This is a genomic window from Metabacillus halosaccharovorans, assembly GCF_002019635.1.
GTDB classification, from domain to species: domain Bacteria; phylum Bacillota; class Bacilli; order Bacillales; family Bacillaceae; genus Metabacillus; species Metabacillus halosaccharovorans.
In genome coordinates, this window is sequence record NZ_KV917371.1 from 1233844 (window position 1) to 1257032 (window position 23189).

The 23189-nt window shown below is 38.1% G+C and carries 25 protein-coding genes; 7 read left to right on the forward strand and 18 right to left on the reverse strand.

Features of this window, described 5'->3' with window-relative positions:
• The first annotated feature begins 67 nt into the window (after positions 1 to 67).
• Entirely contained in the window at positions 68 to 2137 is a 2070-nt protein-coding gene (locus tag BK577_RS05685; protein WP_078432039.1) for a transglycosylase domain-containing protein, read from the forward strand.
• Positions 2138 to 2433: 296 nt separating this feature from the next.
• Here the strand turns inward: BK577_RS05685 and BK577_RS05690 are convergent, their stop codons facing one another.
• From BK577_RS05690 to BK577_RS05710, 5 genes are all read right to left on the reverse strand, one after another.
• Positions 2434 to 2946 (reverse strand): YwhD family protein, encoded by a 513-nt coding sequence (locus BK577_RS05690; RefSeq protein ID WP_078432040.1) that lies wholly within the window; start codon positions 2944 to 2946, stop codon positions 2434 to 2436.
• A gap of 27 nt (positions 2947 to 2973) precedes the next feature.
• Complete coding sequence (locus BK577_RS05695) at positions 2974 to 3648, reverse strand: site-2 protease family protein (RefSeq protein WP_078432041.1); 675 nt, start codon at positions 3646 to 3648, stop codon at positions 2974 to 2976.
• Between the two features lie 102 nt (positions 3649 to 3750).
• Positions 3751 to 4272 carry a YwgA family protein gene (locus tag BK577_RS05700; RefSeq protein ID WP_078432042.1) on the reverse strand — a complete coding sequence of 174 codons (522 nt, stop codon included), beginning with the start codon at positions 4270 to 4272 and terminating at the stop codon, positions 3751 to 3753.
• A 41-nt stretch (positions 4273 to 4313) separates the two neighbouring features.
• Positions 4314 to 5612: an HD domain-containing protein gene (locus tag BK577_RS05705; protein ID WP_139367273.1), complete on the reverse strand. Its 1299-nt coding sequence runs from the start codon at positions 5610 to 5612 to the stop codon at positions 4314 to 4316.
• A gap of 154 nt (positions 5613 to 5766) precedes the next feature.
• Positions 5767 to 5991, reverse strand: a complete 225-nt coding sequence (locus BK577_RS05710) for a YuzB family protein (RefSeq protein ID WP_078432044.1) — start codon at positions 5989 to 5991, stop codon at positions 5767 to 5769.
• Positions 5992 to 6278: 287 nt separating this feature from the next.
• Here BK577_RS05710 and BK577_RS05715 point away from each other — a divergent pair, with 287 nt between their 5' ends.
• Both BK577_RS05715 and BK577_RS05720 read left to right on the forward strand, forming a co-directional pair.
• On the forward strand, positions 6279 to 7079 hold the full coding sequence (locus BK577_RS05715; RefSeq protein WP_078432045.1) for an RsfA family transcriptional regulator: 801 nt from the start codon (positions 6279 to 6281) through the stop codon (positions 7077 to 7079).
• Positions 7080 to 7199: 120 nt separating this feature from the next.
• Positions 7200 to 8021 (forward strand): EcsC family protein, encoded by an 822-nt coding sequence (locus tag BK577_RS05720; protein ID WP_078432046.1) that lies wholly within the window; start codon positions 7200 to 7202, stop codon positions 8019 to 8021.
• A 106-nt stretch (positions 8022 to 8127) separates the two neighbouring features.
• On the opposite strand, the gene lipL is transcribed toward BK577_RS05720, so the two are convergent.
• The 3 genes from lipL to pta all read right to left on the reverse strand — a co-directional run bounded on the left by lipL (position 8128) and on the right by pta (position 11986).
• On the reverse strand, positions 8128 to 8970 hold the full coding sequence (gene lipL / locus BK577_RS05725) for an octanoyl-[GcvH]:protein N-octanoyltransferase (protein ID WP_078432047.1): 843 nt from the start codon (positions 8968 to 8970) through the stop codon (positions 8128 to 8130).
• Positions 8971 to 9049: 79 nt separating this feature from the next.
• Positions 9050 to 10459: an NAD-dependent succinate-semialdehyde dehydrogenase gene (locus tag BK577_RS05730; RefSeq protein WP_180321211.1), complete on the reverse strand. Its 1410-nt coding sequence runs from the start codon at positions 10457 to 10459 to the stop codon at positions 9050 to 9052.
• A 558-nt stretch (positions 10460 to 11017) separates the two neighbouring features.
• Complete coding sequence (pta, locus tag BK577_RS05735; RefSeq protein WP_078432049.1) at positions 11018 to 11986, reverse strand: phosphate acetyltransferase; 969 nt, start codon at positions 11984 to 11986, stop codon at positions 11018 to 11020.
• 296 nt (positions 11987 to 12282) lie between these two features.
• Between pta and hemQ the strand changes: the two genes are divergently transcribed.
• Entirely contained in the window at positions 12283 to 13035 is a 753-nt protein-coding gene (hemQ, locus tag BK577_RS05740; RefSeq protein WP_078432050.1) for a hydrogen peroxide-dependent heme synthase, read from the forward strand.
• Between the two features lie 192 nt (positions 13036 to 13227).
• Here the strand turns inward: hemQ and BK577_RS05745 are convergent, their stop codons facing one another.
• On the reverse strand, positions 13228 to 13731 hold the full coding sequence (locus tag BK577_RS05745; protein WP_078432051.1) for a GNAT family N-acetyltransferase: 504 nt from the start codon (positions 13729 to 13731) through the stop codon (positions 13228 to 13230).
• A 369-nt stretch (positions 13732 to 14100) separates the two neighbouring features.
• Here BK577_RS05745 and gerQ point away from each other — a divergent pair, with 369 nt between their 5' ends.
• Entirely contained in the window at positions 14101 to 14559 is a 459-nt protein-coding gene (gerQ, locus tag BK577_RS05750) for a spore coat protein GerQ (RefSeq protein ID WP_078433474.1), read from the forward strand.
• 59 nt (positions 14560 to 14618) lie between these two features.
• Here gerQ and BK577_RS05755 read toward each other — a convergent pair whose 3' ends face one another.
• The 6 genes from BK577_RS05755 to BK577_RS05780 form a co-directional block, all read right to left on the reverse strand.
• Entirely contained in the window at positions 14619 to 14990 is a 372-nt protein-coding gene (locus BK577_RS05755; RefSeq protein WP_078432052.1) for a DUF423 domain-containing protein, read from the reverse strand.
• A gap of 304 nt (positions 14991 to 15294) precedes the next feature.
• Positions 15295 to 15594, reverse strand: a complete 300-nt coding sequence (locus tag BK577_RS05760) for a hypothetical protein (RefSeq protein WP_245823437.1) — start codon at positions 15592 to 15594, stop codon at positions 15295 to 15297.
• Between the two features lie 96 nt (positions 15595 to 15690).
• Positions 15691 to 15990: a YwdI family protein gene (locus BK577_RS05765; RefSeq protein ID WP_078432053.1), complete on the reverse strand. Its 300-nt coding sequence runs from the start codon at positions 15988 to 15990 to the stop codon at positions 15691 to 15693.
• Positions 15991 to 16003: 13 nt separating this feature from the next.
• Positions 16004 to 16183 (reverse strand): uracil-DNA glycosylase, encoded by a 180-nt coding sequence (locus BK577_RS05770; RefSeq protein WP_078433476.1) that lies wholly within the window; start codon positions 16181 to 16183, stop codon positions 16004 to 16006.
• Positions 16184 to 16196: 13 nt separating this feature from the next.
• Positions 16197 to 16868: a uracil-DNA glycosylase gene (locus BK577_RS05775; protein ID WP_078432054.1), complete on the reverse strand. Its 672-nt coding sequence runs from the start codon at positions 16866 to 16868 to the stop codon at positions 16197 to 16199.
• Between the two features lie 13 nt (positions 16869 to 16881).
• On the reverse strand, positions 16882 to 17685 hold the full coding sequence (locus BK577_RS05780) for a glycosyltransferase family 2 protein (RefSeq protein ID WP_078432055.1): 804 nt from the start codon (positions 17683 to 17685) through the stop codon (positions 16882 to 16884).
• A 150-nt stretch (positions 17686 to 17835) separates the two neighbouring features.
• Here BK577_RS05780 and BK577_RS05785 point away from each other — a divergent pair, with 150 nt between their 5' ends.
• Positions 17836 to 18159 carry a YflT domain-containing protein gene (locus tag BK577_RS05785; protein ID WP_078432056.1) on the forward strand — a complete coding sequence of 108 codons (324 nt, stop codon included), beginning with the start codon at positions 17836 to 17838 and terminating at the stop codon, positions 18157 to 18159.
• Positions 18160 to 18318: 159 nt separating this feature from the next.
• Here BK577_RS05785 and galT read toward each other — a convergent pair whose 3' ends face one another.
• From galT to BK577_RS05800, 3 genes are read right to left on the reverse strand one after another with little or no spacing between them, the layout of a single operon-like run.
• Positions 18319 to 19851 carry a UDP-glucose--hexose-1-phosphate uridylyltransferase gene (galT, locus tag BK577_RS05790; protein ID WP_078432057.1) on the reverse strand — a complete coding sequence of 511 codons (1533 nt, stop codon included), beginning with the start codon at positions 19849 to 19851 and terminating at the stop codon, positions 18319 to 18321.
• A gap of 30 nt (positions 19852 to 19881) precedes the next feature.
• Positions 19882 to 20871, reverse strand: a complete 990-nt coding sequence (galE, locus tag BK577_RS05795) for a UDP-glucose 4-epimerase GalE (protein WP_078432058.1) — start codon at positions 20869 to 20871, stop codon at positions 19882 to 19884.
• A 19-nt stretch (positions 20872 to 20890) separates the two neighbouring features.
• Complete coding sequence (locus tag BK577_RS05800; protein WP_078432059.1) at positions 20891 to 22066, reverse strand: galactokinase; 1176 nt, start codon at positions 22064 to 22066, stop codon at positions 20891 to 20893.
• A gap of 231 nt (positions 22067 to 22297) precedes the next feature.
• On the opposite strand from BK577_RS05800, the gene BK577_RS05805 reads away from it, so the two are divergent.
• The gene (locus BK577_RS05805) at positions 22298 to 23152 is read left to right on the forward strand and encodes an AraC family transcriptional regulator (protein WP_078432060.1); all 855 of its coding nucleotides are present in this window, start codon (positions 22298 to 22300) and stop codon (positions 23150 to 23152) included.
• Positions 23153 to 23189: the final 37 nt, after the last annotated feature.

A 23189-nucleotide genomic window follows, 5' to 3' on the forward strand; every position in this document is an offset into this window, starting at 1 on the left:
AATTCTGATAAAAAACTCATAATGGCTAACAGTATGTCTTTTATGACGAATATAGGAGGTGAGCTTCATGGATGTGATGACACCGAGACGATTGCGCATCACCCTAAAAACAGTACGGGCACTTATTTTTATTAGTTTATTATGTTTAGTTCTTTTTTCCACGATTATTTTAAGTATTGTGTTATATGCAAAGTGGCTGGGACCTCCTTCTTTATCAGTTCCACAATCAACTCTCATTTATGCAAGTGATGGGTCAAAAATAGGTGAATTGCATAATGGTCAAAAACGATACTGGGTTGATATTGATCATATTTCCCCACATGTCCGTGAAGCAACCATCGCAATTGAAGATCGAAGTTTTTACCAACACGATGGTTTTGATTATAAACGAATTGCAGGTGCTGCATTAGCCGACTTAAAAGCTATGGCAAAGGTACAGGGTGCCAGTACGATAACCCAGCAATACGCCCGGAATTTATTTTTAGAGCATGAAAAAACATGGCAGCGTAAAGCGAATGAAGCATTATATACCATTCGATTGGAGCAAAACTACAGCAAGGACCGGATTATGGAAGGCTATTTAAACACTATCTATTATGGACATGGTGTTTATGGGATTGAAGCAGCAGCTAATTATTACTTTGGAAAAAGCTCAAGTGACTTAACCCTTGCTGAAGCTGCCATGCTTGCCGGCATTCCAAAGGGACCAACCCTCTATTCTCCTTACGCAAACAGGGAAAAAGCAGAGGAAAGACAAGAAATCATTTTAAAAATGATGAAAAATGAAGGGTATATTACGGAAAAGCAATTCCAATCAGCACTCACAGCAGAGCTTGTATATAAAAAGAAAACAGACACTGTTCAACCAAAATTAGCCCCATATTTCCAGGATGCAATGTTAAGTGAGATATCCGACAAGTTAGACATAGACGCACAAGCTATCCAAACAAAAGGGTTAAAAATCTATACAACACTGGATGCAGACATGCAAAAGCTTGCTGAAGAAACGGTTGGAGAAACGATTGATGAGTCCTCTGACATTCAAACAGGTATAGTCGCGATGGATCCTAAGACCGGTTATGTTCGGGCATTAATCGGTGGACGAAATTATGAGGAAAGTCCTTTCAATCGTGCTACTCAGGCAAAAAGGCAGCCGGGTTCAACGATTAAGCCTTTTCTTTACTACTCTGCGATTATGAACGGCTTTACACCTTCTACCGAGATGAAAAGTGAACCAACTTCATTTACCTATGATGATGGAAAAGCGTCCTATAAGCCGAGTAATTACAACGACTATTATGCGAACGACTTTATCACAATGCTCCAGGCCATCGCTTTGTCTGACAATATTTATGCCGTGAAAACACATATGTTTATCGGGATGGAGGAGCTTATCAAAACAGGGAAACTCCTTGGACTGAGTACAGGCATAAAGAAAAACCCTTCAGCTGCATTAGGTACATCACCTGTCCGTTTGATTGACATGGTCAATGCATACGGAATGCTGGGTAATGGAGGGGAAAAAGTTGAACCTACTTTTGTGACAAAAATTGAAGACACTGCTGGAAATGTCATCTACGAATCTAAACAGGCAAAAGAGCAAGTATTAGACGAACAAGCAGCCTTCGTCACAACACATATGATGAAGGGAATGTTTGATACAACATTAAATGATTATACATCTGTTACAGGTCACAGCATTGCTGACTCCCTCACCCGGGACTATGCAGGCAAATCAGGTACAACCTCATCAGACAGCTGGATGATTGGATTTGCCCCACAACTTGCCGTTGGTGTTTGGACAGGGTATGACAAAGGAAAAACGATCAACCTTGTCCAAGAACGCGGCTACGCAAAGGAAATTTGGTCCACCTTTATGGAGGAAGCATTAGATGATCAATCTGTAAAAGCTTTTCGCCCGCCGGATGGGGTTGTCGGGGTTTATATTAATCCTGAGAGCGGCAAGCTCGCCACAAAGGGCTGCCCAACGAAGCGTCTCACTTATTTTATTGAAGGCACTGAGCCGACTGAGTATTGTGAAGAACATATGAGTGATGGTGAAGCTTCGGAAACGGAGCAGTCCTCTGATCAGAAGGAAAAAGAAAGCTGGCTAGATAAGTTTAAATGGTGGGATTGAGGTTGAGAATGAGGATGGGTCGGTTTCTGTCGAAAATTGACAAATCGTTAATATATTCTCAGAATCGAAGATAAATCCTTATAATCGTTGATAAATCCTCAAAACCGGAGATAAAATCTCATAATCGAAAATAAAATCTCAGCATCAAATCAAAAACCCCCGGGCAACTAATATGCCCGGGGGTTTTTGTGTCCTAGTTTTATAAACTGTATATTCAGTCTACTAATTTTCATGAAGAATCACAAGATTTTACCAATTTGTTCACGAAAACGTCACACTTTCGACAAATTTATATTCTAGAATTTTAAATCGTCTTTTAATTTTTGCTCGGAATTTTCCCACATTTTTTTATCGTGATGTTTTAAGAAGTTGGTTAAAATCTCTTTTGAACGATCGTCCATATGATCAACGATAATATGACGTTTCATTGATTTATCCATGCGGTTTACATGCTCAGGCAGTGATTTGTAGCCCCTTCTTATTGAGCGGTCAACTGTAAGTTCGCATGCTGCTACTCCTGCATAGTAAGGACCATCTTCTTTACGGTCAATTGTGACCCAAACTAACCAATACGGCTTTCCGTTTGGAACCTCTTCTTTTGTTTTCAAAAATTTAATCCCTTTTTCCACGACACTTCTCGCATGCATGGCACCGATATCAACGAAGGCCTCTCCTTCTTCGATATCAATGAAAACCGGGGACACATTATCCAAACTAAGGGCACCCACACCGAAACCGCCGTGGCCATCTGTTGGATCGCTTTTTATTATATTAAAACCAATGCTTTTTTTCTTTTTTTCTTGTTCCATATCATGGACCTCCTCATATGTAAGACATCATAATAATGGGCTAAGCAATAAATGAAAGATATTCATAACAATTGCCCGGCCAATTTCAAAAACAGGTTGAATCGTGTAGGCATCCAGTGGTGTGATGACTAAAACTAAGAAAATAATAATTCCATAACTCTCAAACTGAACGAGCTTTGGCCGAATATGTGCCGGGACCAAATCTTCAATAATCCGATATCCATCCAGCGGCGGAAATGGAAGTAAGTTAAAAATAAACAAAATCACATTAAGTGACACAAAAATATTAAAAAACTGCTCAAGTCCTGTTACATATTGTGATGGCAGATATGTCACTGCGTTTGTCGCTAATAGTATATACCAAATTGCGGTTCCTAAGAAGGCTAAGAAAAAGTTACTTAGCGGTCCGGCAACAGAAACTAATACTCCGGCTAATCGGGGCCGTTTAAAATGAAATCGGTTTACCGGGACCGGTTTTGCCCAACCAAACCCTGCAATAAATATTAAGATTGTTCCAAATGGATCCAAATGTGCTAACGGAGAAAGCGTTAATCTTCCTTGTCTTTTTGCAGTTGGATCTCCAAACTTGTAAGCTACATAGGCATGTGCAAACTCATGTAATGTAAAAGCAATCATTAGCGTAATGACCACATATGGAATCATTTCTAACGGAAAGGCTAAAAATTGGCTAAATTCATTCATCACTGGCTCCTCTGTTATAAATGTACTCTTTCTTAAGCTTACCATGATTAGGGGGTAATTTCGACTAATGGATACTGACAAAGATATAAAAAAACCGCCAGATTATTGATTGGCGGTTTCGTTTTGAGCGACTTGTTTAATTTTTTCAATATAATCATATGCTTCAGCAATTTCTTCTTCTGTGTAACGCTGCTTACTTTTTAACGTAAACACCTTTTCTTTTACTTCTTCTCTGCTAAGTCCGTCAAAATATAACACGGTTGAAACTAATTCCAAAAATCTGGAGCTTTGCTCATTCAAATCCAGCATGCAGTTCTTTAATGGAGGCATGTCCACATCATAATGGCCAAGGAATTCATTTCCTGTTTCTGTTAAAGTATAACGATATTGAAAATATCCACCTTTTTTTTCATGTACCTCATCAATAAACCCTAAGTTACAAAGCTCTTCGATACGCAATGTAAGTTCTTCAGAGTATGGTCCAAAAAAGTGAAAATTGTATTTTTCATAGAAAGGTAAATCAATTTTCTTTGCGATATAAATCATTTTTTGCAATTTTTTCCGGCCAATGATTTCCCCTGCTGATGAGATAGCCTTCATCAGCTTCGCATGTTCTTTCATCAATTCCCCGTCATCTCCTAACTTTTCTTTGTTACCGATAAACACTATTTCTTTATATTTAATAATTCAAGTATTTTCTTTTTAGCCGTACGCTTTGTTGAGAAATCGTCAATTAAGTCCAATGGAAAATACAATTTATGATCTGTTCTTCTTTTCCCCGAAATAGCATCGACAATCTCTGATTCCCGTGACAATTCGCGCAAATCTCCATTTGACATTAATAGATGGATCGGCAGTCTTTCCTCTTCTTCACCAGGACGATAAAAATCGTATGGAAGATCTGAGGAAGAATCAACAACAAGATAGTAATCCGGATCGATTCCCGCTTTTTTAAATAATGATGTTAATTCCATTAATGTCATCATCTGTACATTCGGGTTAAATTCCACATATTTAAAAAGCTGGCGGTTCATAAAGCGGGTACATAAGTCACGCAGGATTGGATCTTCTTCCTCCTGCCATGCCTGAAAATAAAACATAATAACAGACTCATCAAGTTTTAAATAGTCTTGAAGTGACAGCTCTTCTTCAAATAAAGAATAAAAATGAACAGGATCATGTTTAAAGGAATAAAACTCTTGATGCAGATGTTTTGCACGGTGAAGAATTTTTGTTAAAATCACTTCAGCACTTCGTGTGACCGGGTGAAAATAAACCTGCCAATACATTTGATAACGGCTCATAATATAATCCTCAACCGCATGCATGCCACTGCTTTTTATGACAACCTGCTCTTCCCGCGGACGCATCACTCTTAAAATCCGTTCCATATCAAAGTGACCATAGCTAACACCTGTATAGTAGGCATCACGCTGCAGATAATCCATTCGATCAGCATCAATCTGACTAGATATTAAACTTACAACCTGTTTATTTTCATAGGTTTTGGCAATAACCTCTGCTACCTTTTTTGGAAAATCCGCTTCTACCGCTGTTAACACTTTGTTAACCTCTGTATCTCCCAGAATAATGGCTTGGGTGAAATCCTCATGATCAAGGTGAAATACCTTTTCAAAAGAATGGGAGAATGGGCCATGACCTAAATCATGCAACAACGCGGCACAAAGGCATAAAAGCCTTTCTTCATCATCCCATTCAGGTCTTCCCTTAAACACATCATCCACAATTCTGCGGACAATTTCATACACTCCTAGTGAGTGATTAAACCTGCTGTGCTCAGCCCCGTGAAATGTTAAATACGTTGTTCCAAGCTGGCGTATTCTTCTTAATCGTTGGAATTCTTTCGTCCCAATGAGATCCCAAATGATTTTATCACGCACATGTATATATCGGTGAACGGGATCTTTAAAAACCTTTTCTTCAGACAACTTTCCATTTTCCATTGTCTTCCACATCCGTTCTACTTAGTAACTTCTCTACCCTCTATTATATCGGCTTCCAATCGACAATAACACCCAAAATCTGATAAATGATTCGACAATGAGGGTACGTTTAAAAAATAAAACATCACCCATGCTCACAAACACAAAGGTGATGTTATTTTGATATTTTCTGAACGATTTTTTCAATTAATTCATCTTCTGTCGGCGCAGATAGCGGGCGATTGTTTACAAAACAAAAAGATTTCTTTCTTCCCGGGCCACAATAAGATTGGCAGGCAATATCTATCTTAGCTTCTGAATCTACCTTTTTTAACTTAGGCACAAGTGTTTTAATATTTGTTGCTTGGCAATCATCACAAATACGAAATTCATTTGCCATTGATTTCCCAATCCTTTCCTTACAATAGGCGTGCTACCGTTTTTCACTAAAAGGTATTTTACCGTTATTCTTCCCTCTATGCAAGTAACGCCAGGCAAAGGACAAAAAGTTTTCACTTCCTTCAAAGGATTGATTTACCATCGTTTTTCAGTAGATTTTAAAAAAGCTATGAACATTTTTAAAAAATCTACTATCCTCTTAACAAATTTGTATAAAACATCTTCAACTTGTCCATGCTTACTAACAGTTGCAAGTAAATAATCTATTTATATAGGGAGTTGGAAAAAATGAAACAAAGACAAGACGCATGGTCTGAAGAGAATGATTTATTACTAGCTGAAACCGTTTTACGTCATGTGAGAGAAGGAAGTACTCAATTAAATGCTTTTGAAGAAGTAGGAGATAAATTGAATCGTACGTCTGCTGCTTGTGGTTTCCGCTGGAATGCCGTTGTTCGCCATGATTATGAGAAAGCTTTATCACTTGCTAAAAAACAACGTAAACAGCGGATGAGAGCTTTAGGAAAAGGTCAACCAGTGAAAAAGCAGCTTTTGTATACTCCTGATACACCTACTATGGAGATGGAAATTGATGATTTTGATCAGCATGAAGAGCAATCCATGTTGGCAAGTTTAGAGAGTCATATGGCTGAAGTCATGCCGGCTGATGAAGACGTTAAAACACCATTCAGCAATCAAGCACCTGCAGCAACATCTGCAGCCCAACCAAAAGAAATGCCGCAAACGCCAATCAAGCAGCCTGTAAGCACAAATAACAGATTAACAATGGATCATGTTATTGCATTCTTGCAGTCTTATAAAACAAACAATCTACAGTCAGAAGCATTACTAAGTGAAAATAAACGATTGAAGAAAGAAAACCAAGATCTATCTTTACAAAATGAAGAACTGATGAAAAAGGTTGGAAAACTAGAACAAGATACAGTAACCGTTCAAGAAGACTATGAAACACTAATGAAAATCATGAACCGCGCTCGTAAGCTTGTCCTATTTGATGAAGAAGACCGCACAGCACCAACAACATTTAAAATGGACCGTAATGGAAACTTGGAAAAAATGGCAGAGTAATAACGAGTAATATCTAAATGGTGTGCCTATTTGTGGCACGCCTTTTCATTTTTTTGAAACTATTAAAGGACCTCCTACGTATTAACTTTAACATCACATTTTGAAAAGGTTGGTTTGATCATGGAAAATAAAGACTGGCTATTAACTGAGCTAAAAACAATAGAAAAATGGGAGCAGGATCAGAAAGGAATATTTTTTTGGGAGAAAATTGGCAGACTTCCATTTAAACTATTAGATAAAATTACACCGGCATTTATCCAAAAGAAAATAGGTGTTCTTCTAGATGAACTGGGACAATTCGTACAAACTGGCGGTCAATATTTAACACAAGAAAAATTAATCTTAAAAAGGCTTCAGAAACAATCGAATCAACACCAAGAGCTGACTATACAAGATATCGCCTCCCTCCCTCTGTCAACTATGGATGAGATTAGTGATCAATTAAAAACGAATCGAGGAAACCTCGCTACCATTCAGGGGGCAACAACAGGTGTTGGAGGAATTTTCACCCTTGCCATTGATATCCCTGTCTTATTGGGTCTGTCGCTGAAAACATTGCAGGAAATTGCCATTACATATGGCTACGATCCTAAAGATCGAGACGAACGTATCTTCATTGTAAAATGCCTGCAGTTTTCTTCTGCTGATATTGTTGGAAAACAGGCCATTTTAAATGAATTATCTTCTTTTTATAAAAGAAAAGAAGTAACAAATAACGAAATGATTTCACAGCTCCAAGGATGGCGTGAGGTTGTCTATACGTACCGCGATCAATTCGGCTGGAAAAAGCTGTTGCAAATGGTTCCCATTGCAGGAATTTTATTTGGAGCGATTACAAACCGCTCTATGATCAATGATTTATCAGAAGTAGGTATTATGTTGTATCGAAAACGAAGAATTCTGGAAAAACTTAATGAAAACGAAAAGGAGCTAGCTGAATGATTATCGGCTAGCTTTTTTTACTTTAAGAAAGTTTAACTATATTAAAGGATTAAAGGATAAGAAAAGACATCGACTTCCGCCATTCTTGGCGGTAAGTTGTGTTTTTCTAAGAAAATACCTTTTCATTCCGATCAATCATCCGAACCAAATTTTGCTGAAATAAAAGCTGTTCTTCAACAGTTAAAGATGAGGAAATTAGGTCCTGGCTGTGTTCTTTTAATGTAAAAAGCAACTGATATAAGAGCTTTTCAACAGTAAGGTCGACTCCCAATAAATCACTGAGAGATGACATTGTCTCAGGCTTTATTGTTGGAAAAACAAATTTCGTTTGTTCCTTTTTAAGAGAGAGCTCGTAAAATTGACGAATAAGATCTGCGCGGTCTTCTCCACTGCCTGTTACACAAAGATAGATTTGAACCGCAACTCCGCCGCGAAGCCTTCTTTGTGAAATACCTGCAAACTTCTTTCCATTTATACTTAAATCATAGCTGCCCGGGCAATATGAGCCGACGATTTCTCTTGCTTCAATGTTTGCATCATAATCTTTTAGCATATGCTTGATTAAATCGAGCATCGCGTCATATCCACGGTCTATATCAATTCCCTTTTCAGACTCAGGGAAGATGAGAGAAATGTTTAAAACATCCTTATCCAACACAACTGCCAGCCCGCCGGAATTTCGAACAATCGCTTGATAGCCCTGATCATGAAGAAACTGAAGTCCATCCTCTAAGAATGGTAGTTTTGTATCCTGTATTCCTAACACGATCGTTTGATGGTGCACCCATGTTCGGACTGTCGCTGGTGATTCTTTTTTTCCGACACTCGCACAAAGTGTATCATCTATAGCAAACGAATGCTTAGCGTCAAACTGCGGTCCTAAGCTTGATTGATCAATGACTCTCCATTTTGGTTGGTTGATTAATGAGGACGGCTGTAATAGGTTCATGCTGTTTACTCCTTAACTTTTACTATCCCTTATTATATCACTATCAGCCTGACGGCAAAAACCTATTAAACAGAACCTCCTAAAGCCCCAATGAGATATATTTCACTTCCAAATATTCCTCAATTCCATAATGTCCGCCTTCACGACCAAGTCCACTTTCTTTAAAACCTCCGAATGGTGCTTGCGCAACAGATGGTAATCCATCATTTAGTCCAACAATTCCATATTCAAGGTCCTCTACAATTCTGATACCTTTGGAAATATTTTGTGTAAATACATATGCTGCTAAGCCATATGGAGATTGATTTGCCCGTTTGACCACTTCTTCAATTGTTTCAAATGTTGTGACTGGTGCAACAGGGCCAAATGTTTCCTCTTTCATACAAAGCATGTCATCACTGGCGTTACCGACTATAACAGGTGTCATAAAGTAACCATTCTCACTGTCTAATGATTGTCCTAAATAGGTAATATCTCCACCTTTATTCGATGCATCTTCTAAGTGGTTCTTTACTTTTTTTAGTGCATTACGGTCAATTAATGGTCCAATTGTCGTTTGATCTTGGAGCCCATCGCCAACACGGAGCTCTTTAAAGGCATCTTTCAGCTTGTTCATGAAAGGCTCATAGATTGATTGGTGAACATAGACTCTATTCGTACACACACATGTCTGACCGGCGTTTCGGAACTTAGAGCTTATCACGCCTTCAACAGCCTGATCGAGATCAGCGTCCTCCAATACAATTAGTGGAGCATGTCCTCCCAGTTCTAAGGAGATTTTCTTAACCGTATCAGCTGCTCCTCTCATTAACAGCTTTCCAACTTCTGTTGAGCCTGTAAAGGAGATTTTGCGTACGCGATCATCCTTTAACCAAACATCTCCTATTTCCTTTGCATCTCCGACAACTACATTGAGGACACCCTTTGGAATTCCTGCTTCATGTGCCAGTTCGATAAGTCGAATGGCTGTTAATGGCGTTTGTTCTGCCGGTTTAATAACTGCTGTACAGCCGGCGGCTAATGCAGGTGCTACTTTTCGGGTAATCATGGCAGCTGGGAAATTCCACGGTGTAATGGCTGCCATGACGCCTACCGGCTGCTTACTCACAAACAATCTTTTATTCGGATGGGAGCTCGGTATGGTCTCACCGTAAATCCGTTTGCCTTCTTCTGCATACCATTCAATAAAACTATTAGCATATTGAACTTCTCCAAGGGCTTCCTTCAAAGGCTTTCCTTGTTCACTTGTCATGATTTTTGCGATTTCTTCTTTATGTTGATCAATTAATTGATACCATTTTTTTAGGTAGCCGGCACGCTCTCCAGCGACAAGCTTTGACCAGCTTGAAAAAGCGTCATATGCAGCTTCGACTGCCATGGCTGCTTCTTTTTTTCCGCCATAGGCACTTTTTGCGATGATTTCGTTTGTTGCAGGGTTTTCTATATCAATTGTTGTGTCTGTTTGATGCCAGTTGCCGTTAATATACATTGGTTTGGTTTCCATGTTTTCACCTCATGTCTTTTGTATGTAGCTCTTGTATACTATTATTCGCTGTTTTGTTTGAAGCTTCCTGTTACTATTTATTTAATTACCTTATGATTTGGTGGATAAACACCTTTTGGTAAGAAAAGGATTTTCCCACACACTTTGTTGTTATTAATGCAACTAAAGGTAAAATTTAGTCCGTTCCATTGCGCTCCACTAATATTTTTAAAATATATTCAAATTCAACTAACTTTACGAATACATAATTGCCCTCTATAAAAAGGCTCTTTTCTAAAAGATTGTTGTTTTTAATGTGCTTTGAAAAAAACTAAGTTAGTTGATTTGAGCGGAAGGCGCGAGACTCCTGTGGGAGCTGTGGGATAGGTGAGACCCCGCAAGATGCATAGCGTTGAGGAGGCTCACCGCCCACCCCACGGAAAGCGAGCATCCTAGAGCTCAAATCAACCACCTCAACACTTATTACTGAGCAACAAAGTTTGCGAATACAGCCATAAAAAAGAACCGACAAAAATGTCAGTTCCTTTTCTGCTATTTATGAAATTACGCCTGCGCAGCAGTAATCAACGCTAGCTTATAAACATCCTCTGCATTACATCCGCGGGATAGGTCGTTTACTGGTTTATTTAAACCTTGCAGGATTGGTCCTACTGCTTCAAAATTACCTAAGCGTTGGGCGATTTTGTAGCCGAGGTTTCCAGCTTCAAGGCTTGGGAATACAAATACGTTTGCGTCACCTTTAATAACTGAATCCGGAGCTTTTTTCTCAGCTACAGATGGTACAAATGCTGCGTCAAATTGGAATTCACCATCTAGAACAACACTTGAATCAAGTTCTTTTGCAATTTCAACTGCGTTTGCTACCTTTTCTGTTTCAGGAGATTTAGCAGAGCCTTTTGTTGAGAAGCTTAGCATCGCAACACGTGGATCGATGTCAAACATTTTTGCTGTTTGAGCACTTGCGATTGCAATTTCTGCAAGATCCTGGCTATCTGGTGCAATGTTGATTGCACAATCAGCGAATACATATTTTTCGTCACCACGGACCATGATGAATACACCTGAGGTCTTTTTAATGCCTGGTTTTGTTTTAATGATTTGAAGAGCCGGACGAACCGTATCAGCCGTTGAATGTGCAGCACCACTTACTAGACCCTGAGCTTTTCCAAGGTGAACAAGCATTGTTCCGAAGTAGTTTTCGTCTAATAAAATTTTGCGGGCATCTTCTTCTGTTGCTTTACCTTTACGTCTTTCAACAAACGCTGCAACAAGCTCGTCCATTTCCGGATAGTTTTGCGGATCATAAATGTCTACACCGTCTAATGTTAAGTTAAGTTCTGATGCTTTATTCGTAATTTCCTGTTGATTTCCAATTAAGATCGGTCGAAGGATGCCTTCACCTGATAAACGGTTTACTGCCGCAAGAATACGTTCATCTAATCCTTCCGGAAAAACGATTTTAATTTGTTGACCGCTCACTTTTTCTTTTAACGTTGCAAATAAATCTGACACAAAAAAACCTCCTTGATTATGTATAAATAATGCTTCCTTTATTAGCATACTCCACTTATTTCTGTTTTCAAACTGTTCTGTGACGCTATAACGCTTACATACTAATTTCTTTAATTTCAAAAAACTCTAACTTTTTTCACTATAGTTTTTTATCCTTTTTCAGTTTCTCACAGATTTATTTTTTTACTCTCTTAGGTCATGATTGAAGTTCAAGTTTTATTCACAAGGGTTCATGGACAAACTATGATATAGTTAAACTGTGTACATAATCATTAACTTTTTAGGAGTGAATATATATGAGTGAAGCAGCACAAACATTAGATGGTTGGTATTGTCTGCATGATTTCCGTTCGATTGACTGGTCTTCATGGAAACTTTTATCAAGTGATGAGAGACAAGCAGCAATTAATGAATTTTTAGGCTTACTTGAAAAATGGACTGTCACAGAAAATGCTGAGCAAGGTAGTCATGCACTGTATTCTATTGTTGGTCAAAAGGCAGATTTCATGATGATGATCCTGCGTCCTACAATGGAGGAGCTTAATGAGATTGAGCTTGAATTCAATAAAACAAAGCTTGCTGAATTTACACTCCCTACATATTCTTATGTTTCAGTTGTTGAACTTAGCAACTATCTTGCTGGTGAAAGCAATGAAGATCCTTATCAAAACCCGCATGTTCGCTCAAGACTTTATCCAAAGCTTCCACAGTCTAAGTATTCTTGCTTCTATCCAATGGATAAGCGTCGTCAAGGGAATGATAACTGGTACATGCTTACGATGGAAGAGCGCCGTAATATGATGAGAAGTCACGGCCTGATCGGTCGTTCATATGCTGGTAAAGTAAAGCAAATCATTACCGGTTCTGTTGGTTTTGATGATTATGAGTGGGGAGTAACACTATTCTCTGATGATGTTCTTCAATTTAAAAAGCTTGTTTATGAAATGAGATTTGATGAAGTGAGTGCACGCTATGGAGAGTTTGGTTCCTTCTTTGTCGGAAACCTGCTGGATTCTGATAAGCTTCAAAACTTTTTTGAAATAAACTAGAAAAGCGTAAGCGCCTTGACCAGCCTAGGGCAAATAAGGCGATTTGGAATAGAAGGCGTTCATTGCCTTCAATTCCAAATTAATTCCAAATTGACTTATGACCTCGAGGGGCTAGGCGCTGTAGCTAGACACTAAAACTTAGTACTAAAACGTTATAATTCCTTATCTTTAAAAACCATACAGTAAACAGACTCAGAATGTATAGGCTATTTTAGAGTCTGTTTTTTCTTTTATCACCTTTTCAAAGCAGTCTACTTTTTTCCCCTCTTTATAAGGCTTTGTTTCATACCTTCTATAGCCTAGCGATTCCCAAAAGGTTCTTGCTGAGATATTCTCTGTTAATACTGCTAAACGTAAGATTTGCATCCCTGCTTTTCTTGCTTCCGTTTCAAATAATGAGTAGGCCATTTTACCATATCCTATCTCTTGATAATCATGATGAATCATAAGTAACCCAAGCCATGGATATTGGTCGTTAGGATTTTCAACTAAATAATCCAGAACACCAACATACTCATTGTTTAATTTTATAAAGAAGCTTTCTGTCATTTCATTTAAAAACTCTTCTTCCATCTCCTTCAAAGTGCGCTCTTCCCGCCCATTTTCAAGCACATTATACCTTTTATTAGAATTCACAATATCTCTTGCTATGTGAAGAGTTTCTGTTGAGATTTTTTCTAAAGAAAAGTTAGACATATTTCATCCCTCATCCGATTATTTTGTTGTTTTTGAACATTATTTTACCTTTATAGTGGGAGGTAGAGGAAAGGCTGAGACTCCACAGGCGAAGCCGAGGAGGCTCAGCTTCCTCCCCGGCGCATGGAGTGTCTGGAGCGCAATGGAACGAAATAATTTCCACATTTAGCACTATATTAAAAGCAACAAAGCATGCAAAAAAAACCATTTTTTTCATGGATAAGTCATAAGTTGTTTTTCTTTTACATACGTATGAATGAGCAAAGATTGAGTAATGAAATGTCTTTTCTTACAGCACCATCTTGCTTCATTTCTTTTTTCAAACAGTCCTTATGTTTATTAATATTTTAAGGAGGGGTCATTTTGGCAATGAACCAAAACCAGCAGTATGGATACCCAATGCAAGGCATGCAACAAGGAGCAGGCTACCAACAACCTTATCCTACATATGCCTATCCTAGTCCATATGGTCAATATGGTCAAAACGGAGTTCAACCACCTCAAATTCTACCGCAACAACAGCAGCAAGGGGTAGCTCAAAACATTCCCGGCATGCTGCCATTAGAACAGTCTTATGTTGAAAATATTTTGCGGTTAAACCGTGGGAAAGTTGCAACTGTTTATATGACATTTGAAGGAAATCGTGAATGGAATGCGAAGATTTTCAAAGGTGTAGTTGAAGCTGCAGGAAGAGATCATCTCATTTTAAGTGATCCGCAAACAGGTAAGCGTTTCTTACTACTAATGGTGTACTTGGATTATGTAACATTTGATGAAGAGCTTAATTATGATCCGCAATTCACACTTCCTGCAGCTCCTCCAAGGTGATGGTAACAGCTAAAAAGCCGATCTTAAAGGATCGGCTTTTAGATTTATGTATTTCTGCTTTATAAATATCGAATTGCCGCATATCCTACCAATAGCCATCCGCCTAAAAACGCTAAGCCGCCAAGTGGAGTAATGGCACCTAAAATACTAATTTGTGTCACACTTAACACATAAAGACTTCCTGAGAACAAAATAATCCCTGCTAAAAATAACCACCCTGCAGTTGTAAGCGCCCCAATGTTTGTAAACTTATCTACTAAAAAGGCAACAACAAAAAGGGCTCCGGCATGAAACATTTGATATTGCACACCTGTTTGCCAAGTTTTTAAATATTTTTCAGGGATTTTCCCTTCTAATCCATGGGCACCGAAGGCACCTAATGCTACTGCTAAAAATCCATTAATCACACCTAGAATAAGAAAAAGCTTCATCAAAAACACACCTCCCCCTTTCATCTTACCCTACTATCTTTTAAATTCAACTTGAAATCTTGACTAAATGATGGATTTTATTATTCTGTGAAGATAACGTTTTTGCTTTGTAATAGTGTTGGGTTAGTTGATCGGAGCTCCAGGATGCTCGCTTTCCGTGGGGTGGGCGGTGAGCCTCACAGCTCCCACTGAAGTCCTAGCACCTTCCGCTCCAATCAACTTACCTAGTTTCAATTGAAAGAACTTTTTAAAGGAAACAATTTAAAAAAAGCGGCCAATAATAGAAAAAGAGCCAAATAGGCCCTTAACGATTTTGCAGATACACTTTTAGCACGTCTGCAACTTTGTGCTCGTTTTCGATTGCTTTTATATGATAGTGATCTCCATCTACTACCGATTGGAAATTTGAAATTCCTTCGTTTTTCAGGAAATCATCGATATCTTGAACAGATTCTTGCGCTGTTAATAAATACTTTTGACCAACATAGTCTTGGTTTACATATACATCATATCGGTCATGAGAGAGCTTTGTTGAGGAAAAATCATCAAACGCTCCCATCGTAAATCTGCCTCTTCCTACATTTAAAAATTCATCATATGCCATTTCACTAACCTCCACTAATAATTTACTTATCATTGTGTCCTGATTAGTTTTAGAATATGATGGATTTCTTTGGAGAGTATGAACAGCTATGTTCAATTAAAAATCAAATAATGAGTCACCATTTGCATCATCTTCTTTTCTAGCCTCAGAGCTTGATGGATTTTTAACAACCGTTGCCATATTACCCATCATTTTTTGAAGTTCAGCTGGACTTATTGAGCTTGAAGAAGGAGAAGTGATCGTTTGTACCTGTGGTGATTTTTCATCTAAAATCAATTCACATAAAGATTGAATGACAACAATTCGCTCTCTTCTTTCCTTTTCTGATTGACTGTTTTTAGCTTTTGTTAATTCTGCTTCCATTTTAGAAAGAAGCTTTGATATTGGTATATCCAATCTTATCCCTCCACTAAGCCTTCATGGACTTTTTTTCATATTTTAAGCAGGCCATTCCAGATGATTTCTTTACCATGATTGCCGGTCTTCCGGCAGATTTAAACCCGTATGCGCGGCAGCCATTTGGAAATCTATTATCCCATGTTACATAGAAATGCTTACACTTCACACAATTTATTGGTGTTTCTTTCATCATCCATACTCCCTCATCTTAAGGTCCAGTCAATTTCACCTAACCCGTGTTGCTTTAAAAACTCATTTGCCTTTGAAAATGGTTTACTGCCAAAGAATCCTTTTCTTGCTGAAAATGGACTTGGATGTGCCGACTCGATGATGAAATGATTTGGTGAGGTTATCAATTGTTTTTTTGCTTGAGCATGTTTCCCCCATAAAATAAAGACAACCGGCTTTTCACGGTTATTTAATACATGTATGATTTCATCGGTTAAGATTTCCCACCCTTTTCCTTTATGGGAATTAGGCTGACCTTTCCTAACAGTGAGCACCGTGTTTAAAAGCAAAACACCTTGCTTTGACCATTTGACTAATGACCCATTTTCGCTTTTTTCACACTTTATATCTTCACAAAGCTCGGTAAAAATATTTCGCAGAGAAGGAGGAAGTTTTTCGCCTGGTTGAACAGAAAAACTTAACCCTTGTGCCTGCCCTTCTCCATGATATGGATCCTGTCCGATGATGACCACCTTCACATCTTCATAAGGTGTTTCATTTAAAGCGCGAAAAATATCCTCCCGCTTTGGAAATATAGTTTGTTGCTTATATTCGTCATCTAAAAAATCTATTAGTTTTTTAAAATAGTCCATTTCAAATTGTTTACTTAGTAACTTGCTCCAGCTTTGTTCCATTTGCTCATTCATCTTTTAGTACCTCTCATCTGCTATAACGGGTATGAATTGGTTGTCCATCCCATACAATCATCGTTTTTGCTTCACGCTCTTTCATTTCGGGCTCTTCAAGCAAAACAAAGAAATTTTTCTGTGGTAATGATCCTAAGTGATGTTTTTCACATAACTTATCCAGATAGGTTTTACGCTTGTCATTTAAGCTTGCTGACTGATTTGTTCCACTCTCTGCAAATGCATAAATGACACTGGCAACAGGCACTCTTTTCACCTGAAAAGCCTGTGCAGCTCTTAACATGAAATCCCAATCCCAATAGTTATGTACATTCGGATCAAACATTCCGATTTTATCATGCAATTCCTTTTTATACACACTGCCTGAGGGGACATAGGTGGAAAACTTCCTCATTCCCTGCTCATCATAGTGATAGGCAAACGTTCGCCTTGTTACAGGAATACGGGTTTTTCCATGCTTCTCAAAATTGACAATTTCCGCATCAAAATAAACAAAGTCTGCTTCACGTAAGGCATCTTTTGCATATTCCATATGCTTTGGTGAAAGGAGGTCATCATCATCACAAAGCATGATATAATCTCCAGTCACATGACCAACCCCGATATTTCTTGCACGAACATGTTTCATATTTTCTTGTAATTCAATTGTTTTTATTGGCAGCTCTTTATAAAGATTAACGACTGGCTCAATGCTCTCTCCACAATCATTGACAATAATGATTTCATATGGTGCCTCCGTTTGAAGGGAGATGGATTCAAGAAGCTCGGCTAATTCGTCCAGTCGATTATGCGTCACAATCACAATGGATATTTTCATCATCATCACCTGTTCTTTTATATTCTTTTATTTTAACAAAGACCTTACTGTCTTTTATAGTCAAAACATCTTTTTAGCCTGTAACTTATTTTCCCATTATGTTTCATTTACTTTTAGAAGGGGTACAAGTTTATTAATCATGCAAAGGAGATGATGAACTTGAAAACATATGTTGTAGAAAATGGTGTACAAGCAACTCAAATCATTCAGGAGCTTGAGGGTCAAGGATACGATAAAGATCACATCTATTTATTTGCACATGATACTACCCGCTCCAAGCATTTAACAGAACAGACAGATACTCGTCATATCGGATTAAAAGAAGAAGGTGTTTTTGATAAAATGGCCAATGTCTTCCGATCTCGAGGAGATAAACTAAGAGAGAGAATGACATCTCTAGGAGTTTCACAAAACAAAGCAAATGAATTAGAGGAAGAGCTTGATGAGGGCAGAGTTGTTATTGTAGCTCAATGATGATGATAGGGACAGTTCATAGCTGTCCCTTTTAGTTTTCTATCAAAAAAAATACCCCCTTACAAGTAAGGAGGCAACATACATATATAAAAATTAGGGGGGGATTACTAGCATCATTGACACATTTAAGACATCTTATACTAGTAAATATACATTTTTTTATTTTAATGAAGTTTGTAATTGCTGAACAAAGCGCTTAAATCCTTGTTGACCGGCTTCATCCTGCTTAAATACTCCTGCATGCTCTAAAATGGTTGCAAAAACAAGTCCTACTTCTTTTAACAGCACATTATAAACATTGGCTTCTGTTAGATCTGGGTATTTATTATATACCTGTTTCGCCCATTCATAATGTTTGTTAACCTCGTCATCTTTTTCAATCTTACCTAAGCCATCTGCTTCAACTAAGAATTCTGCTAATTTTTTCAGCTCATCCAGTAGTCTACCCGGCAATACAGCTAATCCCATTACCTCGATTAAGCCGATATTTTCCTTTTTAATATGATGAACCTCTTGATGAGGATGAAAAATTCCAAAAGGATGTTCATCACTAGTTCGGTTATTTCTTAACACCAAATCAAGTTCAAAAAGGTCGCCTCTTCTTCTGGCAATCGGTGTGATCGTGTTATGTGGAGTTTCACCGGAAAAAGCGTGTATATCTACAGTCTCGTCACTATAGGTCTTCCATTCCTGTAATATATCATCTGCTGCTGCAATTAAGTCCTCTTGATTATTTCCTTGCAGACGCAGCACAGACATCGGCCACTTCACAATGGCGAAATCAATGGATGGATATTTACTTACAGAAAAAGTATACATTTTTTCTGCTACTTCCATCGGGAAGGTATGATGTCCCCCCTGGAAGTGATCATGACTTAAAATAGAGCCTCCGACAATCGGTAAATCTGCATTTGATCCAAGGAAATAATGAGGATACTGCTCAACAAAATGCAGAAGCTTTTTGAATGAGTCTTTGGAAATTTTCATTGGCTTATGTTCACCCGAAAAGACAATCGCATGCTCATTGTAATACACATATGGTGAGAACTGTAGAAACCATTGCTCATCATCCAGTGTAACAGGAATAATGCGGTGATTTTGTCTTGCCGGGTGATCCAAACGACCTGCATATCCGACATTCTCTTTACATAACAGGCAAGCAGGGTACTCACTTTTTTGCATATTTCTTGCAGCCGCAATGGCAACAGGATCTTTTTCAGGCTTTGACAAATTAATTGTCATTTGCAGATCACCATATTCCGTACCAACAAGCCATTTTTCATTTTTCGCAATGCGGTCTGTCCGAATATAATGAACATCCTGTGAAAACTGATAAAACCATTCTGTTGCTTGTTTAGGTCCGCCCTGAAAGACAAGCTCATCAAAACGACGTATGATTTCCCCTTGTGAAGGAACAAGACAGCCCATTATTTTTGTGTCAAATAAATCACGGTAGGTAACAGTGTTATCTTCGATAAGTCCCTGTTCAGCAGCCCAATCCAATATCGTTTCTAAAATGGTTACAGGAGAATCCGGTAGTTCCTCATCAACTGTTACAGCTTTCACATCAGAAAGCTGTAACACCTCTAAGATTTTATTGCGGGCTAAATCCACGTCCCAGATTGTAATAATTTCCTTTTTTAAAGCAAATTGAAGTAATCTTTCTATTTCAGCATCAATATGAATAGACATGGTATACACCCTTCCGTCTTTTCAAGAAATTTATTTTTGATATCCCTTAGGATTCTTTTGAAACCAGTTCCAGGCGCTTTCAATCATTGTGTGAAGATCTGCATATTTAGGTTTCCATCCAAGCTCATTGATCGCTTTTTCGGATGAAGCAATTAAAACAGCCGGGTCACCTGCACGACGCGGTGCAACTTCAGCAGGAATTGGATGACCTGTTACATTTCGAGCAGTTTCAATTACTTCTTTTACCGAAAAGCCGTTTCCATTTCCAAGATTATACGTAGCACTCGTATTATCTTTACGCAGCTTTTCAATTGCTAAAATATGAGCATCTGCTAAGTCTGTCACATGAATATAATCTCTTATACATGTGCCATCTTCTGTGTTGTAGTCATCACCAAAGATCATAATTTTCTCACGATCGCCTAATGCTACTTGTAAAATGATTGGAATCAAGTGTGTTTCCGGATCATGGTCTTCGCCAAGTTTTCCTTCCATATGAGCACCTGCAACATTGAAATAGCGAAGTACAACATATTTTAACCCGTATGCCTGTTCACTCCACTTCAGCATTTTTTCAACTGCAAGCTTTGTTTCGCCATATGGATTAGTTGGAACTGTAGGATCTGTCTCAACGATTGGAATATTTTCTGCTTCCCCATAGGTTGCCGCTGTTGATGAAAAGACAATTTTCTTTACACCAAACTCTTGTATCACCTTTAAAAGGCACATTGTTCCATACACATTGTTTTCATAGTATTGAAGTGGTTTTTCAACACTTTCGCCTACTAGTGAATCAGCAGCAAAGTGGATGACTGCTTCGATATCATTTTCTTGGAAAACGTTTTTTAAGAAAGCTTCATCACGTAAATCACCGTTGTAAAATTTCGCTCCTTCTAAAACAGCCGGTAGATGTCCCTTTTGAAGATTATCAACCACCACAACCTCTTCATTTCGATCTAACAGCTCGGAAACCGCGTGACTACCGATATATCCTGCTCCACCGCAAACTAATACTGCCATCTTTTCATCCTCCAATTGTTTAGTTCATGTTTATTTCTTTTGCTCCATCGCCAACATTCGCTACATAAAAATCAGCCGTTAATCCTGTTTTTTCGTTATAGCGTTTGCCTACTTCTTGAATGAATTCTTCAATTTTATCATTTTTCACAATCGATACTGTACAACCTCCAAAGCCTGCTCCTGTCATTCTTGAGCCGATAACACCTGCTTGGCTAAGGGCTGCTTCTACTAAAGTATCAAGCTCAAAACCGGTTACCTCATAATCATCTCGTAAAGATGTGTGAGAATCACACATTAATTGACCAAAGCTTTCAATATCACCTTGTTGAAGTTTTTCAACTGCTAGAATCGTTCTCGCATTTTCATAAACAGCATGTTTTGCACGCTTTTGATCAACATCGTTTTCAATTAAATGGCGATGTTGTTCAAATTGCTCTGGTGATAAGTCGCCAAGAGATTGAATCGATAATTCCTTTTGTAATTGTGAAAGAGCACGTTCACATTCCGAGCGTCTTTCATTGTATTTCGAGTCTGCAAGTGTTCTGCGTTTATTTGTGTTGGCAATAACAAGTGAAGCATCCTCAAGTACTATCGGGCTATATTGATAGTCAAGCGTTTGACAATTTAACAAGATCGCATGGTCTTCTTTTCCCATTCCGATTGCAAATTGATCCATAATGCCACAGCTAACGCCGATAAATTCATTTTCTGCATGCTGACTCATTTTAACAAGATCCACACTGCTGAACGTTGTTTCCAAGATTGATTGTAAAGCAACTGCTGTAACAAGTTCAATAGATGCTGAAGAAGATAATCCCGCACCATTCGGGATATTACCGTAGTATAAAACATCAAATCCTGTTTTAAGCTGATTGCCTCGATCAGTGAACTCTTTAATCACACCTTTTGGGTAGTTGGCCCAATCATGCTCTTTTTGAAATTCAAGCTGATCCTGAGTTGATAGTTCAATGATTCCTACATTTGGAAAATTGACCGAGTACAAACGAATAGATTGGTCATTTCTTGGTGCAACTAATGCGTATGTCCCAAACGTTAACGCACATGGAAACACATGACCTCCATTATAATCTGTATGTTCTCCTATTAAATTCACTCGGCCTGGCGCAAAAAAAGTGCGTATAGGCTGATCTGTGTTGAATATCTGTTTAAATTGTTGTAGTAATTGTTCTGTCATTGGAAATCACCCTTCATCTCGCGTTTTTGTTTGTGATAACGTTATCTTTATTGTAAGTTCCATTTTCTCCTCGAACAATGGTAAAATTATTTTATAAATTAGCACTTATTTGCTTAGAAGTTTTATTTAAATACATTGAATATAGCTATATTTAATACGTTTTACGATCATACTTCAGTCTTTTTTTGCTCACCTCAACGAAAAAGGGTAAGAAAGGGGGATTTTTTTGCTATGGAAAAGAAAAAGGGCGCAATTGTTTTTCGGTTTAATGAACCCAATGTGAACAAAGTTGCACAAATTTGGTCTGTTGGTTGGGATGAACAGGATTCTTCTATTTATTCCTGGAGCGGTACGGAAAGAAAGGACCAAGATAAATACATTTTTCAATATACGTTATCAGGACATGGTGAAATCAATATTGACGGAAAGATTCATCAACTAAAAGCAGGTCATGCGTTTATTGTGAACAGTCCAAGCAATTATCGTTATTATTTACCTAAGCAATCAACAAAATGGGAGTTTCTTTATCTAACCTTATACGGAAATGAAGCAAAGCGCTGTTGGGAGCAGGTTAAAATATCAGACAACCAGGTTGTTCGCTTCCATCCAGAGTCAACACTCATTAAGCTGCTTAAGCAAATTTACGATGATTCAATTGAAAAAAAAATAACCAATGCCTACCATGGCTCAAGCATTGCCTATCAATTCTTAATGGAATTATCTTTATCCTTAAAAACAGTTGATAAATTTATGGAAGATTGGTCAGAAGGAATTATAAGCGCTGTTTTATTCGCCCAAAACTATTACCAGGATGATATTGGAGCAGAGGAAATGGCAGAGGCTTCAAAATTATCAAAGTATCACTTTACAAGATTGTTTAAAGAAGAAACCGGGACAACCCCTATTCAATATTTAACAAATATTCGCTTACAAAAGGCCATCGAGCTCTTGCAGCATACAAGATATACTGTTGATGAAATTGCACAATTAGTTGGTTATAAAAATGCGAATTATTTAAATAAGATAACCCGCAAGCTTACCGGAAAATCACCAGGAGAAATTAGGCAAGAGAGACATACTGTTTAGGTTGATTCACATGTTGCCGTTTGTAATTATTAGCAAA